Here is an 18529-nt window from a genome sequence, read left to right on the forward strand (position 1 = left end):
TTAACCCTCCATCTCATCACTAGCGTTATTGGCGTTAGTGTCCGAGCCTAAAATCATCTCAGAAATACCTTTGCCGTTTGGCACCATTGGAAATACATTCTCTTTTTGGTCTGTTAAGAAGTTCATAAAGACAAACTTGTCTTTCATGGCGAATGCGTCTTGTAATGCACCTTCAACGTCGCCTGGTTTCTCAATGTTCATGCCGATGTGGCCATAAGATTCTGCGAGCTTAACGAAATCAGGCAAGCTGTCCATATAAGATTCTGAGTAACGGTTCTCGTAGAAGAACTCTTGCCATTGGCGCACCATGCCCAAATAACGGTTGTTGAGCAAAATCACTTTAATCGGCAAATGGAATTGTTTGCAGGTTGAAAGCTCTTGAATATTCATTTGAATACTGCCTTCACCCGTCACACAAGCTACTTGCGCATCAGGAAACGCTAATTGACAGCCCATTGCATACGGCAAGCCAACGCCCATCGTGCCAAGGCCGCCAGAATTAATCCAACGACGTGGTTTGTCAAATTTATAGTATTGCGCTGCCCACATTTGATGTTGACCAACGTCGGAAGTAATAAAGGCGTCGCCTTTGGTTACTTCACATAGTTTTTCAATCACATATTGTGGTTTGATAATCGTGCTGCTTGAGCCGTCATAGCTGGCCGATTTCTTCGCGCGCCAACCATCAATTTTTGCCCACCAAGTTTTTAATGCAGAAGTATCGGGCTTTGTGGTTTCCGCAGCTAGAAGCTCATTCATTTCAGCAAGCACGGATTGCACATGGCCAACGATAGGCACATCGACTTTTACGCGTTTTGAGATAGATGAAGGATCAACATCGATATGGATAATTGTCCGTGGAACGCTCAAGAAATGGTCAGGGTTGCCAATCACGCGGTCGTCGAAACGCGCACCAACCGCTAACAAAACGTCACAGTCTTGCATTGCATTGTTGGCTTCGTAAGTGCCGTGCATACCAAGCATGCCCACATATTGTTTGTCCGTTGCTGGATAGCCACCTAAGCCCATGAGTGTGTTAGTAACAGGATAGCCCAGTGCTCTCGCTAATTTAACAAGCTCATTTGATGCGTCACCAAGCACTAAACCACCGCCTGTATAAATCATTGGGCGTTTAGCTTCCAATAATATTTTGACAGCCTTTTTGATTTGTCCGGAATGGCCTTTCACGACTGGCGTGTAAGAGCGCATTTCAATGGTCTTAGGATAATCAAAGTCGGCAAATTCAGCTGTAATATCCTTTGGAATATCAACAACAACAGGTCCCGGACGGCCACTTGAAGCAATATAAAATGCTTTTTTAAGAGTGCTGGCGATGTCGCGTACATCTTTGATCAAGAAGTTGTGTTTCACACATGGGCGAGTCACGCCCACCATATCGACCTCTTGGAATGCGTCCATGCCGATGGCTGCTGTGGGTACTTGACCGCTAATTACCACCATGGGGATAGAGTCCATGTACGCCGTTGCAATCCCTGTGACTGCGTTGGTTGCGCCTGGCCCTGATGTTACAAGCGCTACACCCACTTCGCCTGTTGCGCGTGAGAAGGCATCGGCGGCATGCACCGCAGCTTGCTCATGGCGAACGAGAATGTGCTTGAAGTGATTTTGCTTGAACAGTGCGTCATAAATATGAAGCACTGCGCCGCCTGGATAGCCGAAGACGAACTTAACGTTCTCTTCTTGCAAACATCGCATGATGATTTCTGCGCCAGAAATTTGGCCTACTTTTTGCTGATTGCTATCGTCCATAACGTACTTGTATTTGCTAATAATCGGGTAACCCTGAACAGTAACTGTTTACAGCGTTTTGGTCAAGGCGGGAAGCCCAGAATGTTCATGCCCTTGCTGCGAAATAAGCCCTAAAACACATAGGCTTATTCTGCTTTAAGAATACAAACTCAAATGTTCGAAAAGCGCATGGAAAGATCAATGGCCTTAATGTTTTTGGTCAGGCTACCAATCGAAATCCGATCTACACCAGTCAGGGCAATTTCTTTGACGTTAGATAGATCAATGCCTCCCGATGCTTCTAGTATTGCTCGGTTGGCATTAAGCGCTACTGCCGCTTTGAGCAGGGCGGTGTCGAAGTTGTCCAATAATATCAACTGAGCGCCGGCACTCAATGCACGTTCAAGTTCGGTTAAGCTTTCGACTTCGATTTGAATGCTCAAGGCATGGCCTTGCTGAGCCGCAATTTTATTGGCCTCAAGCATTGCAGCTTCTATGCTACCTGCGGCGGCAATATGGTTTTCTTTAATGAGAATGCCATCATAAAGACCGATGCGCTGATTGAGCCCCCCGCCCACAGTGACTGCATATTTTTGTGCAATCCGTAATCCAGGGATGGTTTTTCTTGTGTCCATAATGCGTGCTTTGGTGCCAGCAATTTCATCGGTATATTTTTTTGTGGCGGTCGCGGTGGCGGATAATGTTTGTAAAAAGTTTAGGGCGCAACGTTCTGCGCTCAGCATTTCTTGTGCGCGTCCATTTAATGTACACAAAGTTTGATTGGCTGACACGATTTCACCTTCCTTGACTTGCCAAGTAATGGTGACGCTAGGTGCAATTTGTTTAAAACATTCCTCTACCCAAGGAATGCCACATATCACGGCATGCTCTCGAGAAATGATGCGCGCTTCGGCCAGTTGCGTTGAGCGAATTAACTGTGCGGTAAAGTCCTGGGCGTTCACACCTAACCCACCTAAATCTTCAAGGATGGCGGCTTGGACATTGGCTGTGATGGTTTCGGCAAGCATTGCCAACGTGTGTTTGTGTGTAAGTTCGTTCATGAATTCCATTATAATGACAATCCGCATCGGATGTCTCGATGCTGTCTTTTAGTTCACCTCATTTAAAAAAGTAAACGCTAAATTTATGAAACTTTTGTATTCACTTACTAGCCCTTATGCACGAAAAGTGCGCATTGTCGCTGCTGAAAAACATATTTCAATCGACCTAGAATTAGTGGTCTTGGCAGATCCGGATTGTCCTGTGCCATTGCATAATCCATTAGGCAAAATTCCAGTATTGATTATGGATGATGGTGAGAGCTTGTATGATTCCAGCGTGATTGTTGATTACTTAGATCAGCGTACCCCTGTGTCTCATCTTGTTCCGCAAGACACTAAGTCTAAGTTTCAAGTAAAGCGCTGGGAGTCTTTGGCGGATGGTGTTTGCGACGCTGGCGTTGCGGTGATGATCGAGCAGCGTCGCCCAGAAAACTTACAAGATCCAAGTTGGATTGCCAAACAATGGACGAAAGTTGAACGTGGCTTGCAAGTCCTCAATGACGATTTGGGTCAAAATAAATTTTGTGTGGCGGATACATTCAGTTTGGCCGATATTGCCTTGGTCTGTGTGCTTGGCTACTTAAATCTACGCTTTGGTAACAAGCTTGATTTAGATAAAAATTACCCAAACTTAGCAAGAGTGAATCAGGCGCTTGCTTCACGCCCTTCAATTGCAGAAACTGTTCCGCCTCAGGCGTAAGCCCATTCAGGCTTAAATCGCCCCTGTAATAATTCCACCACCCAAACAGACGTTGCTTTCATATACAACGGCTGATTGGCCCGGGGTAATTGCCCATTGTTTTTGGCCGAATTTAATTTCCACAAAATCATCGCCTAAACGTTCGATTTCGCATGGTGCATCAGGCTGGCGGTAGCGTGTTTTTGCGGCATAAACCCAATTGGTTTTGGGTGGCTTGCCACTAATCCAATGCACTTGACCTGCTTGCAGGCCATCGTTGAGCAGTAACGGATGCTCATGCCCTTGCACCACAATCAACACATTATTCTTCATGTCCTTTTGCGCCACAAACCAAGGCTCACCGTTGCTCTCTTTTGAGCCGCCAATTTTCAACCCTTGGCGCTGGCCTAATGTGTAATACATCAAGCCATCGTGTTTGCCGACCACTTTTCCGTCTGGCGTTTTCATTTCGCCTGGTTCGCGTGGTAAGTAGCGGCTTAAAAATTCCTGAAATGGGCGTTCGCCAATAAAGCAAATGCCAGTTGAGTCTTTCTTTTCACTGGTGGCAAGGCCTGCTTCACGGGCAATTTCACGTACGTCCCGTTTAAGTAAGTGACCCAGTGGAAATAATGTTTTAGAAAGTTGCGCTTGGTTTAGGCGGTGTAAGAAGTAACTTTGGTCTTTGCTGCCGTCTTCTGCTTTCAGTAACTGATACTCGCCCGCTTCGAACGGGTTTTCTCGGACTTGAGCATAGTGGCCTGTGGCAATTAAATCGGCGCCTAAGCCCATCGCATGATCTAAAAACGCTTTGAATTTAATTTCGGCATTGCACAAAATATCTGGATTAGGCGTGCGGCCTGCTTGATATTCATCTAAGAAGTTTTGAAACACGCGCTCTTTATATTCTTTACTAAAATTGACCGCTTCGATTTCAATGCCGATTTTGTCCGCGACAGAAACGGCATCAATTAAGTCTTGCTTAGATGAGCAATACTCGTCGGTATCGTCGTCTTCCCAGTTTTTCATAAATAGGCCGACCACGTCATAGCCTTGCTGCTTGAGCAACAAAGCGGTGACTGAAGAATCTACGCCTCCAGAAAGCCCAACGACAACTCTTTTGTTTTTCATAAAATCTTTGCTTTATACAAGGGCTATTTTTTACAAATGAGACAGAACAGTTAATGGAAAACGCTGTCCAGCTAAATAATCTTCTACACATTTCAATACTTGGGGGCTGCGATGGGTTGCTTGGCTGGCGCGAAGCTCTTCAATCGTCATCCACACCGCGCGAATAATGCCATCATCTAAACCTAGCGCTGGGTAATGAAGCCCAAGTTTTCCAACAAAGGCAAAACGTAAATAAGTAATGTCTTTGGCCGGACGTTGCCAGAGATAAATGCCTAATAATGCAGTTGGTGTAAAGTCGTGCGCCGTTTCTTCAAGCGTCTCGCGAATGACGCCTTGCAAGAGCGTTTCCCCTTGGTCTAAGTGACCAGCAGGCTGATTGATGCGCACGCCTTCTGTTGTGTTTTCTTCAACCATTAAAAAACGACCATCCTGCTCGATAATAGCCGCTACCGTGGTATTAGGTTTCCAGTTCATGTTGCTTGGCTTTCCAAATTACCTTGGAGGCTTAGTTATCTTAAAGAGACATTTTACCGCGTGTCGCTCGACATCACCAGCCAGGCTCATGAAGACACTAGTTGGGGAAATAATCCTGTCAGTCCGTGTGCAATAAATTCAATGGACATGGCCGCTAATATCAGGCCCATCAAACGCGTGACGATATTCATGCCGATGGTGCCAAGCTTATTGGCGATATTGGCAGAGAGTCTTAAGGTGATCCAAACCAAAGCCGCGACCACAGCGACAGGGATGGTTAGGCTGGCATGATTCACCAAGTTGGTACTTTTTTCGGCCGCAATAATCATACTACTAATCGCACCTGGCCCTGCCAATAAAGGAATGCTGAGCGGGACAATCGCGATTGCTTCACGGTCAACTAAATTTTGTGCTTCTTCAGGTGTTTGGCTTGCATGACTTTGTTTGCCGTGCATCATGTTAATTGACATCAGCAAAATTAAAATTCCACCACCCACTTGAAACGAGGGAATGGTGATGCTGAAAAAATTCAAAATATCATTGCCAATAAACGTTGCAATCGTTAGTACCGTAAACACGGTGATGGCAACGATATTGGCTGTGTGAGCCCTTGCCTTTTTGTCCCAGCTGCTGGTCGCACTGATAAAAATCGGGATGCTACCGATTGGATTGACGATGGCGAAAAGTGCAATTCCTGTTTTGAATAAATAGGCCCATTCGGTCATGTTAGTAGTCTTCTTTTCTTGTTTTCTTTGTTGGTGCTTATTAAGGCTTCGGTTAGTATTGTGGCACATCGGCTTATTACACAACGAAATATTAACCCTAAGCGTCAATCTATGTTTACCAATACTGATCAGCACAAAATGATTTACTTAGCATCACGGTCACCAAGACGCGCTGAGTTGCTTCAGCAAATGGGCCTTGCGTTTATTGTGTTGCCTGCAGATATTGATGAAACACCGCTCCAAAATGAGCCATCAGAGGCGTACGTGTTGCGACTGGCTGCCGAAAAAGCAAAAGCGTGCTACAAAGACTTGGTCATGAAATCTATGTCGCTCTACCCAGTATTGGCGGCCGATACGACGGTTAGTATTGATGGAAAAATATTAGGCAAACCACAGGATGATGATGATGCTTTTCAGATGCTCTCAAGCATGTCCGGGCGATGGCATGAAGTCCACACAGGAATCGCTGTCGCGACTGCTGATGGCGTGAGTGTGGCTATTTCCAGCACTAGAGTTGAAATGGCACCATTGTCTGATCAAACGATTCTGGCCTACATCGCCACAGGAGAGCCCCGCGACAAAGCGGGTGCATATGGCATACAAGGCTTTGCTGGCACACTCATTAAGCGTATTGAAGGCAGCTATTCTGGCGTAATGGGATTGCCAGTCTATGAAACTGCCCAGTTGCTGAGCCAAGCGGGCATCCGAATGTATTGAAAACAAAAAATACAAAATTGATAACAAATGACGAATCAAAAAATAGCTAAAGTGAGTTGAGATGAGTGAAGAAATTTTAATTAATGTCACCCCGCAAGAAACGCGGGTAGCGATTGTCGAGCAGGGGGTCGTTCAAGAGCTTCATATTGAGCGCAGCACATCATTGGGCTTGGTTGGTAATATTTATCGTGGTTCGGTATGTCGCGTATTACCCGGCATGCAGTCAGCTTTTGTGGAAATTGGTTTGCATCGCGCCGCATTTTTACATGTGGCTGATGTGTTGGAATGTACCAATGCGAATCAAGAAAAAACCATTCAAGAGGTGTTGCACGAAGGCCAGCCTTTAATGGTGCAAGTGGTGAAAGAGCCGATTGGCACCAAAGGTGCGCGGCTGACGACGCAAATCAGTATCGCCGGGCGCTTTTTGGTTTATTTGCCGCAGCAAGATCATATTGGAGTTTCGCAGCGGATTGAAGATGAGGCGGAGCGCGAATTGTTGCGAGATCGACTGCTTGGGCTGTTACCTGAAAAGCACGCGGGGGGTTACATTATTCGCACCATGTCAGAAACAGCGAGTGATGAAGAGTTGCTAGCCGATATCGCTTATTTAGATAAGGTGTGGGGCAATATTCAAGCGGCAAGTCATGGCGCTTCTGAACGTTCTCTGGTGTTTCAGGACTTGAACTTGCCGATGCGGATATTGCGTGATGTGGTGAATGAAAAAACGGATCGTATTGTCATCGACTCACGAGAAACCTTCCAAAAGCTTTCAGAGTTTGCAGAGCTTTATGCGGCAGGCGCGGTAACGCGACTCGAGCATTACCAAGGTGAGCGTCCATTATTTGACATGTATAACGTGGAGGTGGAAATTGAAAAAGCCATGTCACGCAAAGTGGAGCTTAAGTCCGGCGGCTATTTGATTTTTGATCAAACCGAGGCGCTCACTACAGTGGATGTGAATACTGGGGGCTTTGTCAGTGGAAAGAGCCTGTCTGACACCATTTTTAAGACAAATCTTGAAGCCTCACAATGCATTGCTCGCCAACTAAGACTCCGTAATCTTGGCGGTATTATTATTATCGATTTTATTGATATGGATGAAGATAGCCAGCGCGAAGCCGTGATGCAGGAGCTGAAGCGTGCTGTGGAAAAAGACCGTGCACGGATTAGTGTGAGCGGCTTTTCTTCTTTGGGCTTGGTTGAAATGACCCGCAAACGTACCCGTGAAAGTTTGGCACATATTCTTTGTGAGCCATGCCCAAGTTGTAGAGGTCGCGGTGAGCTAAAAACTGCGCAGACGGTCTGTTACGAAATTCTGCGTGAGTTATTGCGGCATGCTAGACAGTTTAGCGCCAGAGAATTTCGTGTGCTCGCTTCGCAAAAAGTGATTGGGATGTTGTTGGATGAGGAGTCACAAAGCCTCGCTAATCTATCTGACTTTATTGGTAAGCCCGTTTCCCTGCAGGTGGAAAATCAATACTCACAAGAGTCGTTTGATATTGTGTTGATGTAATGAGTCTTGCGCTTAAAACAACTTCATCAAGCTTATTTCTAGGGGTGCAAAGACAAGTATCTGCATAAGCTGCGCAGTCATGATCGCAATTAATGGTGATAGATCTAGGCCGTTAGGTGATGGGATCATGCGACGAATAGGTTGCATGATCGGCCTTGTTAAAGCTTCCAGCGCAGGTGCGATAGGGGTGTGGGGATTCACCCAGCTCAGCAAGGCTTGGGCCACAATCGCGTACAAGAATAGATCCATGCTGAGGTTGGCGACATGCAGTACGGATAAGCCAATGATCACCAGGTAAACTGAATTCCCCGCAAGTGAAAATGGAAAACCATTTACCCATTGCAACAGAAACTGTAAGAGTAACTGGGTTAAGAAGGCGAGTAAAAATGTTGATGTATCCAGCCTAAAAAGGCTCGGGATCGCTCTTCGCATTGGGATCACTGCAAAATCAGTCACCGCAACGACCATCTGTGAAAGTGGGTTTCGAAACGGCGCGTTGGTGGCTTGTAAATAAAAGCGTAGTAAAAAAGCCAGACTGAGCAAACCAAGTAGGGTGTTCAGCAAGAATTGGAACGCAGTGACCAGCATGATTAATCCTTCCCTAAACTATCACCAAGCGCTTCTGAACGAGCGGCGGCGGCTTTTGCTGCTTTAATGATCGATGACTTTACGGTCGCGCTTTCCATGGTCAAAATGGCTTGTTCGGTCGTGCCACCTTTTGAAGTCACTTGGCTTCTCAATGTTGCTGGCGACTCATGGCTTTGTTCAGCTAATTTGCTGGCGCCAATAAAGGTTTGCAAACTTAAGGTTTTTGCTTGTTCTGCATTAAGCCCCAATTCTAATGCGGCTTGTTGCATCGCTTCAATAAAGTAAAACACATATGCTGGCCCGCTGCCTGAAATAGCCGTGACAGCATCCATCTTAGCTTCTTCGTCCAACCATAAAATTTGACCGACTGCTTTAAGGATTGTTTCTGCTTGACCATGCTGATGTTGGGTCACTTCTGGCATTGCATAAAGCGCAGAAACGCCTAATTGGATTTGTGCCGGTGTGTTTGGCATCACGCGAATAATCGATTGATAACCCCCAAGCCAACGTGCGATGTCTTTAGCACGAATGCCCGCAGCAATCGAAATCAGTAATTGGTTTTGCAATAAGCTTCCCAAGAAAATAGAGAGATCACGCAGTTGTTGAGGCTTCACAGCCAACACCACAATGTCCGCCATCGAAACGCTTGGTAATTGTTCGGTGACTGATACACCAAAGTCTGCTTTGAGTTGCGTGCGTTTTTCTGCGTCAGGCTCTATCACATTGATATCACTCATCAGGTAGCCATTGGTTTGAAGGCCGCCAATAAGCGCTCGCGCCATATTGCCGCCGCCAATAAAACAAATTTTTCCGAGGGTATGTTCAGTCATGTTTAGCTTTCAGTGTTGCTTGCATTGTTCTTCAATATTGCGCGACTTATAGTGCGGGATTTAATGTGGGTCTTCAAGTGTAATTTTGGCTGGTCGTGCGCCAAAAATAGCAGAGCCGATTCTGACGATGGTTGCGCCTTCTTCAATCGCAATTTGGTAATCCCCCGACATGCCCATGGATAAGGTATCCATTGCATAGCCTTGCTTGACTAATGCATTAAGCAAATGTCGCATTTGCTGAAATTGTTGTCGCTGTAAAGCTTCATCATCTGTCGGTTCTGGGATTGACATTAATCCGCGTAATTTGAGTTTAGGTAAAGTGCTTACTGTTTTTACTAATTCGGCAAGGGCGTCAGGCGCAATGCCACTCTTGGTTGACTCACCGCTGATATTCACTTGCAAACAGATTTGCAAAGGATGCAATGCTGCAGGCCTAGCGTCATTTAAGCGTTGTGCAACTTTTAGCCTATCCACGCCATGCACCCAGCTAAAGTGTTGTGCAATTGGTTGGGTTTTGTTGCTTTGTATGGGGCCAATAAAATGCCATTCAATTGCTAAATCTGCCAAGGCAACTTGTTTGTTTAGCGCTTCTTGTAAGTAGTTTTCGCCAAAGGCGGTTTGCCCCGCTTGATAAGCTTCGCGTACTTTGTCCGCAGATTGTGTTTTGCTCACAGCTACTAGGGTGACATGACCATCTTGATTGACGATGTGTTGGGTGCCACGTTTGGTAAGGGCTTTTTCAATATCCGCTTTCACGGCTTGCAAGCGCTGGGTGCTTATGTTCATAATCAATTCGTTTATTTATGCCATTAAACTACGACAGGTTTTTAGTGGATCTGGGTTGATCTGCTGTGTTGGTTTGATTATATAGGAGCGTTGTGTGGATATTTCCGATTTGTTGGCATTTTCAGTCAAAAATAAAGCATCCGATTTGCATTTGTCATCTGGATTGCCTCCTATGATTAGGGTGCATGGTGATGTGCGTAAGATGAGTCTTCCATCATTGAGCCATGAGCAAGTGCATGGCATGTTGTATGACATTATGAACGATGGTCAGCGCAAGACGTTTAAAGAAACGCTCGAGTGTGATTTTTCATTTGAAATTCCAAATTTAGCCCGTTTTCGCGTCAATGCGTTTAATCAAAATCGCGGCGCTGGTGCGGTTTTCAGAACGATTCCCTCTGTTGTGTTGACCCTTGATCAGCTGAATGCGCCCAAAATTTTTAAAGAGATTGCCGAAATGCCGCGTGGCTTAGTGTTGGTAACTGGGCCAACAGGTTCCGGAAAATCGACGACATTGGCCGCCATGGTGGATTACGTCAATGAACATGACTATGGTCATATTCTGACGGTCGAGGACCCGATTGAGTTTGTGCATACGTCAAAAAAATGTCTGATTAACCAACGGGAGGTTGGGCCACATACGCAGTCATTTGCTAATGCACTAAGAGCGGCGTTGCGAGAAGATCCAGATGTGATTTTAGTCGGGGAAATGCGTGATTTAGAAACGATACGCTTAGCATTAAGTGCGGCTGAAACAGGGCATCTGGTTTTCGGCACTTTGCACACAAGCTCTGCCGCAAAAACCATTGACCGTGTCGTGGATGTTTTTCCTGCCGCAGAAAAGGAAATGGTGCGTTCAATGCTTTCTGAATCGCTTCGTGCAGTCATTTCACAAACCCTATGTAAAACCAAAGATGGTGAAGGCAGGGTTGCCGCCCATGAAATTATGATTGGTACGCCCGCTATTCGTAACCTGATTCGCGAAAACAAAGTCGCTCAGATGTATTCGGCCATTCAAACAGGTCAAAACATCGGCATGCAAACCCTCGATCAACATTTACAGGCGCTAGTCAGTGGCAATGTGATTTCAAATGCAGAAGCACGCAAGAAGGCCGCCAACAAAGATAACTTCTTAGGCGCATAAAATGCGCCAAGCACACATCCATTCAGAACAAATCCATACAGAACAAATCAAGGTGTGCTGTTGGATTTGTATGCAGAAGGAGGGCTCACATAGAGAATCTATTTGAAATGCCGAATCGGTAAATGATGTGCAACTCAAAATCAAGTTAGATGGCAATATTAATCAAGGCATGGATTTAGGCCATAGCATGCAAGGATTAAATGTTATTTAACAATCATTTATCAAAAAATAAATTATTCAAAATGACTTGCGTTAGCTTTTCTATTTATGGGAGTATTGCAAGCTGACGTGGTTAACAGGCCCGTTAAACCAATAGGGACGCGGTATTCAGGTATTGTTGATGGTCAATTTTTACAATAAAAATGTTTTAGTTCTGCGACTTGGAAAGCTTCGTTCAAGTGCTGTTTTGGCACTTTCATTCGCGCTGACCGCTTGCGGGTCTGTTCCGCATCCTGATTTAAATGTCAAAACGCCTGCAACTTGGAGAAATACTGCCGTTCCAACCTCCTCTGCCAACGCAAATGAACCCTGGTGGACATTGCTCAATGACCCTGCGCTTAATCAAGTCGTTGAATTAGCACTAAGCAATAATTTATCCGTTGCTCAATCCTATGAGCGCTTAAATGCTGAGCGTGCCCTAGAAAAAGCCACCCTAGCCTCACACAAACCGCGGGTGGGTTTGTATCTAGGCCCAAACAGCTCGGTGGCTTTTTCAAACTACCGTTCATCGAGTGCTTTTTTATTCGGTTTTGATTTTAATTGGGAAGTGCCCTATACCTCAAAAAAGCAAGGCGAACGGGAGATGGCGCAAGCCAATGTGGAGATGGCGCAAGCTAGTATGGTCGCAGCAAGGACAAGTTTAATCGCTGAGGTGGTGCGTGTTTATGGTGAGTTGAGAGCCGCCGATCAAAAAGTGCAGTCAATTAAAAAAATCGTGGCTTATCAGCAAGGCGTTAATGAAATGTTTGAACGCTCGGTTGCAGTGGGTGCCGTTTCACAACAAGATGTGATGGAAGCCAATAGCAAACTGATTGAAGCAGAGTCTGCGCTATCTGAAATGCGTGCCATACGTGAATCCGCCATTCAGCGCCTCGATGTGCTTTGCGGTCTTGATGCGCCATTGCCGCAATGGCTGGCGTTGAGTGAACGTCCATGGCTGCTTGAGCGCGCCAAAGTCCCGGCCTTTGCTGTGCCTGTTGATTTGATTATGCAGCGCCCGGATGTCCAAACTGCGATTGCAAAAGTTATATATGCTGCCGGCGCTGTAGGCGTTTCGGATGCAGAGCTTTATCCTAAAATTGGTTTAGAAGGTGCGGTATTGTATTCAGGGTCGATTATTCGAAATGGGTCAACAACACCCGATGGCTTAATCAGTTTCTTGGCGCCAAGTTTGCGCTTCCCCATTATGGATTGGGGCGTGTCACGTGAACAGAAGAACGCCAGTGAAGCAGAGTTACGCCGCGCGATTTTGAGTTATCGTGATACCGTATTACAGGCCATTGCCGAGACGGAAATCACCATTGCAAACTTTAATGCAATGGATGAGCGCATGGAGCGAACAAGCAAAGAGGCCGTTAATCTTGAGGATGCTGCGAAGCGCAACAAAGCAGGGTTAACTATTGGCTATTTAAGTCCCTTAGATGCATTTCGCTTACAAGCGAAATTGCAAGAACGTAAATTAGCCCATGCCGATGATCAATCAGCATGGCTAGCCGCATTTGCTGCGGCAAACAAAGCGCAAACCAATATGAAGGCTGAAAAAACGCGCATGACTGATAAGCCAAGCGTGTCGGCTAAGTAACATCATCATTCAACTATTTAAGTAAAAATTGCTTGAGGTAAAAAGCTGCATGAAACGATATACCACCCAACAACTCACGCGTTTTAGTATTTTGTGTGCCGTGGCGGCACTTGGTTTATTTGTGCTGATTCAACATACCAGCAATAACGCAAATGCAGTTGACCAAAAAAATGGTCAAGCGATCGCCGTCACCGCCGTCACGGCACAAGCCGGGACAGTGCAGCGCCGTATGACCTTTTCTGGGCCAGTAGTTGGCCGTGATGAAGTGCCAATTTATAGTGATCTCGCACAAGGCCGTATTGATAAGATTTTGGTAGAACCTGGCCAACCCGTCAAAGCAGGCACTGTGCTTGCAACTGTTGATGCTTCAGCTTTGCGTATTCAAAAAGCGCAACAACAAGCCAATCAACAAAAAGCGAGCGTCGCCATTAAGCAACAAGAAAATGCTTTAGAGGAAGCGCAAGCCCAATATACTCAAGCGCAAGCTGAACGTAAGCGTGGTGATCTGGTGGCCGAATCTGGCTTAATTTCAAGAGAAGCGAGAGATCAGCGCGTGATGGCTGAGCAGTTAGCGAAAACGCACGTTCAAGCCGTGAAAAATAGCTTAAGCATGGCGCAAGCGGATTTTAATTTAGCCAGTGCGCAATTGGCAGAGTCTGATTTACGCCTCGATCAAGCAGCCATTCGTTCACCAGTGTCTGGCATGGTGGTTGAGCGTAGGGCGCGAACTGGGATGTCGCTTGCTCAAAACACTGAGCCTTTATTTAACATTCTCCGTGAGGATGACGTTGAAGTGGAGCTTGAAGTGTCCGCAGATGACGCGCCTCGTCTGAAATTGGGCATGCCAGCGACGATTCAGTTAGTCGGTGACCTGTCGACTATCAAAGCGCCAAGTGCTAATGCCGTAGATGCTGTGTTAAGCCGCGTGGATGCTTGGTCTCAAGCATGGAAAAACAAAGATATTGATACTTATTTAAGCTTTTATGCCGAAAAATTTGTGCCTGAACAAAAAATTAGCCGAGCAGAATGGCAGTCCCAGCGTCAAAAACGCTTGTCCTCAAAAGACGCACTGGATATTTCGTTGAGCCAAATTAATGTGCAAGTCAATGGCGACAAAGCCACCGAGGAGTTTGTGCAACATTACAGCGCCAACGGTAAAAAAGAAGACACGAATAAGCGCTTAACGCTATCTAATGTGAATGGTGAGTGGCTGATTGTGCGTGAACAAAGTGTGGCGCACCTCGATGCGATGCAAGCAGAACGCGCTTTGCCAGCATCTGATACACAATCTGCCAATATCTATAACGGTAAAATTAGCCGCGCGGCCACCCAAATTAATCGCCAAAACCAAATCGCAAAAGTACGCGTTCGCTTTGACCAAACACCGCATTTGATTCTGGGTCAGTTTGCGCGGGTTGCGGTTAATGCAAGTTCAAGCAATGGCATCTATCTACCCGACACAGCAGTGCGCTTTGAGGGTTCTTCCGCTTATGTATTTACGGCCAAAAATGGTGTTGCAAAACGTCAGGTAGTCAAAGTTGGTCAGCATATTGGTAGTAAGCTAGAAATCTTGGAGGGCGTATCAGCGGGCATGATGGTGATTGATACCGCCGCTTCTTTCTTGCGGGATGGTGAGCCTGTCAAAGTAACGATAAGGTCTGCAAACTAATGGCTTTGCGCATTTCATCATGGGCGATTAAACGCCCGCTAGTGCCAATCGTCATCTTTGTTGGCTTAGTAGTGACTGGGTTAATGTCCTTCTCCCGCTTGCCTATCAATGGCATGCCGAATGTGAATATTCCTGTAGTCAATGTGTCGGTATTTTTGCCTGGTGCATCGCCAACGGAAATTGAATCCCAAATTACGCTACGCGTGGAAACTGCATTAGCAGGCATCGGTAATATCAAACACATTACTTCAAATGTGACGGATAGCGTTTCAAGTACCAAAATCGAATTCCAGCTTGGAACGGACATCAACCAAGCACTCTCAAAAGTGCGTGACCAAATGATCGGCATTAAACCGCTATTGCCGCGTGGCTCAGAAGAACCGATGATCCAAAGCATTGATGCCGATGTAGTGCCGATTTTGACTTATGCCGTGCAAGCCCCACAGCGCTCAATTGAACAGTCCACTTTGCTGGTGGATACACAAATTAGCCGTGCTTTGCTGGCCATTAAAGGCGTGGCAAAAGTGCAGCGACAAGGCGGTGTTGGGCGTGAAATTCGCATCGCTTTAGATCCCGTAAAACTTCAAAGCTATGGCGTCACCGCTGCCGCCATTAATGATCAATTACTTGCTTCTGTGCAAAACTTGCCTGCAGGGCGTATTGATAGCGCGGGGCAAGAAACGCTGATTCGTACTTTAGGTGCGCCAACGGATGTAGTCAGTTTGCAACATATGAATATCGCTTTGCCTGGCCAACGCTTTGTGCGCTTGGCGGATTTGGGTGACGTGATTGATACCACCGCCTCGCAACGCCAAATCGCACGATTAGATGGCCAGCCTTTGGTTGGGTTTGCGGTGTATCGTTCAAAAACTGCCAGTGAAGTCAGTGTTGAAAAAGAAGTGCAAGCTGTACTTAAAGAGATTCAAGCGAACCAGCCAGATGTGAGTTTCACTCAAGCGCAAACATTGGTTGAATTTACACAAGATACTTACCATGCGGCACTTTGGTCGTTTATTGAAGGCGCATTGCTCGCGGCTGCTGTGGTGTTTGTGTTCTTCCGCAATTGGCGTGCCACTTGGATTACCGCGCTGGGTATTCCGCTTTCTGTGATTCCTACTTTCCTCGTCATGCAATGGCTAGGCTTCTCGCTCAACATGGTCAGCTTGTTAGCTTTGTCGCTTGTTTCGGGCGTGTTGGTGGATGATGCGATTGTTGAGATTGAAAACATCATGCGTCATTTGCGCATGGGCAAAACCGCCTATCGCGCCGCGATGGATGCTGCTGACGAAATTGGTCTCGCCGTCGTTGCGACGACCGTAGTTATTGTGGCGGTATTCGTGCCTGTCAGCTTTATGGGCGGGGTGGTTGGGCAATACTTTATTCAGTTTGGGTTAACCGTGGCAGTCGCAACTGTTTTCTCATTGTTCGTTGCGCGTTTTATCACCCCTGTATTAGCGGCTTATTTCCTCAAACCTTTCGATGAAGCGCATGCGCCGTCCTCCTGGATGTCAAGCTATCGCCGCTGGTTAGAGCAGGCTTTAGCTAAGCCTAAAACCTCATTATTAATCGCTATCGGCATTATGGTCGCAACGGTGTTGATTGCATCACGCTTGCCTACCGACTTCATGCCGTTTGAAGATAAATCGCAATCCACCCTGCAAGTGGAATTGCCAACAGGTTCGCGTATTGAAGAAACGGACCATGTCTTGGGTTTGATGACGGCAGTTTTACGCAAAAAACCAGAAGTGCAGTCAGTTTACACTGTGGCTGGTGGTGCGGATGTTGATACCAATATTGATGGTGAAGTGCGCCGTGCTTCTGTCTTAGTGCGCCTCAAGCCTAAATCTGAGCGGGATGTGGATGTAAAAACCTTTGAGCAATCCATCCTGCAAGATTTTGCCGCTATTCCAAATGCGCGAATTTCAGTGCTGAATGAAAACGGAAGCAAAGCGCTGACCTTCTCGCTGGCTAGTAGCAAGCCAGATGATTTAGCGCAAACTGCTGGCGCCTTGGAAACCCAAATGCGTGGCTTGCCTGTGCTAAAAGAAGTCTCATCCACCATCCCATTGCCACATTCAGAATACGTGATTACCCCAAGGAGTGAAGATGCCGCGCGCTTTAGTGTCAATACGGAGGTGATAGCAGAAGCTGGTCGCGTGGCAACGATGGGGGATTTAAATTCTAACCTAGCCAAAATCAGTCTGGATGGCCGCCAAATTCCATTGCGTGTTCAGCTCAATGCAGGCGCTAAAGAAGATGGCGTGATGATTGGTCAGATGCTCGTACCCAATAGTGAAGGCGTCATGCTTCCAATTTCCGCAGTGGCAGATATTAACTTTAGCGCTGGTCCATCGAGCATTTTGCGCTACGACAGACAGCGCCAAATCACCTTAGAAGCCAATCTTAATCATGCAACGCTAGGTGAGGGCTTGGATGCAGTTGAGCAATTGCCTGCCTTAAAAAATCTCCCTAAAACCGTGAAGCGTTTTGATACAGGCGATGCGGAATTGCTGGGCGAAATGTTCGATTCATTCTTAATGGCGATGGTGTTTGGCGCCATGGTGGTGCTCGGTGTGTTAGTGCTTTTATTCCGCACCGTGCTTCAGCCTATCACCATCATGGTCGCACTACCGCTTTCTATCTTTGGTGCTTGTTTGGCGCTTTGGGTGTTTGGTGAATCGCTTTCATTGCCCTCTGTGATTGGCATTCTCATGCTCTCTGGCATCGTTGGTAAAAACGGCATCTTGCTGGTGGACTGCATTATCGAAACCATTGCCTCTGGAAAATCTCGTCACGAGGCTATTTTAGAAGCTGCGCAACAACGCGCTAAACCGATCGTCATGACCTCCATGGCGATGATTGCCGGCATGTTGCCGCTAGTACTTGGCTTTGGTGCGGTCAACGCTTTCCGCGAGCCGATGGCCGTTGCGGTGATTGGCGGCTTGATTGCTTCTACCGCATTGAGCTTGTTATTTGTGCCTGTGGTCTATGTGCTGATTGACGATTTTGAGCAGTCAATCACGCCTAAATTAAGAGGCTTGTTGACGCTAGAGAAGTAGTGTTTGTAATGCTATTTTATGAGGTAAGTCTGCAATATGCAGCTCTTAAGGTTTTGTAGGATTTGTAATGAGTAATTTAAGAGTTTTTAATATCAAAACAGATAAATTAAATTTTGATTTTTCTTTTAATCCCGACGAAACATTTAATTGTCATGAGCAGCTAAACTATAACCCCAGCTTAGGCATGGATGATATTCGAAGAGTGGCTCTTTGGAAGTTGAACAGGGTCATTAATATTCCCGAAGATCTATTAAAAAACCTTAGTAAACTGGCTACTAATAAAAGCCTCCATTTTAGTGATGAAACATCAAGATCAATCATTAGTGCGCTTATTGAATGCGATGGTGTAGGATTTCCAATGGCGAGTTCTATTTTAAAGTTTATCAGACCAGATATTTATCCAATTATTGATGTGCGGGCTTACAGAGCTTTAAATGGGAAAAAAATATCTTATGGTCAATATAGTTTGAACCTATATTTAGATTACATAGATGAAATTACAAAAATATCTACTTCACTGAATATCCCGCTAAGAGAAGTTGATGAACAGCTATATTGTTTCGACAAAACATTTAACGAAAAAATCTAGATAGTTTGGTTTAGTCCATT

General features: G+C 46.0%; 16 protein-coding genes. 8 read left to right on the forward strand and 8 right to left on the reverse strand.

The window, feature by feature from the left end:
* Both BN1209_RS02275 and nadC read right to left on the reverse strand, forming a co-directional pair.
* Positions 1–1770: an acetolactate synthase 3 catalytic subunit gene (locus BN1209_RS02275; protein ID WP_045750766.1), complete on the reverse strand. Its 1770-nt coding sequence runs from the start codon at positions 1768–1770 to the stop codon at positions 1–3.
* Between the two features lie 149 nt (positions 1771–1919).
* The gene (nadC, locus tag BN1209_RS02280) at positions 1920–2810 is read right to left on the reverse strand and encodes a carboxylating nicotinate-nucleotide diphosphorylase (protein ID WP_045751912.1); all 891 of its coding nucleotides are present in this window, start codon (positions 2808–2810) and stop codon (positions 1920–1922) included.
* Between the two features lie 85 nt (positions 2811–2895).
* Between nadC and BN1209_RS02285 the strand changes: the two genes are divergently transcribed.
* Complete coding sequence (locus tag BN1209_RS02285) at positions 2896–3510, forward strand: glutathione S-transferase family protein (RefSeq protein ID WP_045750767.1); 615 nt, start codon at positions 2896–2898, stop codon at positions 3508–3510.
* Between the two features lie 12 nt (positions 3511–3522).
* On the opposite strand, the gene mnmA is transcribed toward BN1209_RS02285, so the two are convergent.
* The 3 genes from mnmA to BN1209_RS02300 form a co-directional block, all read right to left on the reverse strand.
* Complete coding sequence (mnmA, locus tag BN1209_RS02290; protein WP_045750768.1) at positions 3523–4617, reverse strand: tRNA 2-thiouridine(34) synthase MnmA; 1095 nt, start codon at positions 4615–4617, stop codon at positions 3523–3525.
* Between the two features lie 30 nt (positions 4618–4647).
* Positions 4648–5091 carry an NUDIX hydrolase gene (locus tag BN1209_RS02295; protein ID WP_045750769.1) on the reverse strand — a complete coding sequence of 148 codons (444 nt, stop codon included), beginning with the start codon at positions 5089–5091 and terminating at the stop codon, positions 4648–4650.
* Positions 5092–5177: 86 nt separating this feature from the next.
* Positions 5178–5816, reverse strand: coding sequence for a MarC family protein (locus BN1209_RS02300; RefSeq protein ID WP_045750770.1), 639 nt, complete (start codon positions 5814–5816; stop codon positions 5178–5180).
* Between the two features lie 111 nt (positions 5817–5927).
* Between BN1209_RS02300 and BN1209_RS02305 the strand changes: the two genes are divergently transcribed.
* Complete coding sequence (locus BN1209_RS02305; protein WP_045750771.1) at positions 5928–6533, forward strand: Maf family protein; 606 nt, start codon at positions 5928–5930, stop codon at positions 6531–6533.
* A 61-nt stretch (positions 6534–6594) separates the two neighbouring features.
* Positions 6595–8046 (forward strand): ribonuclease G, encoded by a 1452-nt coding sequence (rng, locus tag BN1209_RS02310; RefSeq protein WP_045750772.1) that lies wholly within the window; start codon positions 6595–6597, stop codon positions 8044–8046.
* A 12-nt stretch (positions 8047–8058) separates the two neighbouring features.
* Here rng and BN1209_RS02315 read toward each other — a convergent pair whose 3' ends face one another.
* Genes BN1209_RS02315 through BN1209_RS02325 form a run of 3 tightly spaced genes read right to left on the reverse strand, consistent with a single transcriptional unit; the run spans position 8059 to position 10250 of the window.
* Entirely contained in the window at positions 8059–8634 is a 576-nt protein-coding gene (locus tag BN1209_RS02315) for a YggT family protein (RefSeq protein WP_045750773.1), read from the reverse strand.
* A 2-nt stretch (positions 8635–8636) separates the two neighbouring features.
* Positions 8637–9464, reverse strand: coding sequence for a pyrroline-5-carboxylate reductase (gene proC / locus BN1209_RS02320; RefSeq protein ID WP_045750774.1), 828 nt, complete (start codon positions 9462–9464; stop codon positions 8637–8639).
* Between the two features lie 60 nt (positions 9465–9524).
* The gene (locus BN1209_RS02325; RefSeq protein ID WP_045750775.1) at positions 9525–10250 is read right to left on the reverse strand and encodes a YggS family pyridoxal phosphate-dependent enzyme; all 726 of its coding nucleotides are present in this window, start codon (positions 10248–10250) and stop codon (positions 9525–9527) included.
* Positions 10251–10344: 94 nt separating this feature from the next.
* Here BN1209_RS02325 and BN1209_RS02330 point away from each other — a divergent pair, with 94 nt between their 5' ends.
* The 5 genes from BN1209_RS02330 to BN1209_RS02350 all read left to right on the forward strand — a co-directional run bounded on the left by BN1209_RS02330 (position 10345) and on the right by BN1209_RS02350 (position 18509).
* Positions 10345–11391: a type IV pilus twitching motility protein PilT gene (locus BN1209_RS02330; RefSeq protein WP_045750776.1), complete on the forward strand. Its 1047-nt coding sequence runs from the start codon at positions 10345–10347 to the stop codon at positions 11389–11391.
* 406 nt (positions 11392–11797) lie between these two features.
* Positions 11798–13192, forward strand: a complete 1395-nt coding sequence (locus BN1209_RS02335) for a TolC family protein (protein ID WP_171816490.1) — start codon at positions 11798–11800, stop codon at positions 13190–13192.
* Positions 13193–13241: 49 nt separating this feature from the next.
* Positions 13242–14861 (forward strand): L,D-transpeptidase Cds6 family protein, encoded by a 1620-nt coding sequence (locus BN1209_RS02340; protein WP_045750778.1) that lies wholly within the window; start codon positions 13242–13244, stop codon positions 14859–14861.
* Positions 14861–17920, forward strand: a complete 3060-nt coding sequence (locus BN1209_RS02345) for an efflux RND transporter permease subunit (protein ID WP_045750779.1) — start codon at positions 14861–14863, stop codon at positions 17918–17920. The genes BN1209_RS02340 and BN1209_RS02345 overlap by 1 nt, the downstream gene beginning before the upstream one ends.
* 67 nt (positions 17921–17987) lie before the next feature.
* Positions 17988–18509, forward strand: coding sequence for a hypothetical protein (locus tag BN1209_RS02350; protein WP_045750780.1), 522 nt, complete (start codon positions 17988–17990; stop codon positions 18507–18509).
* Positions 18510–18529 lie beyond the last annotated feature (20 nt).

Origin of the sequence: Candidatus Methylopumilus turicensis (assembly GCF_000953015.1) — a bacterium.
Classification (GTDB): Bacteria; Pseudomonadota; Gammaproteobacteria; order Burkholderiales; family Methylophilaceae; genus Methylopumilus_A; species Methylopumilus_A turicensis.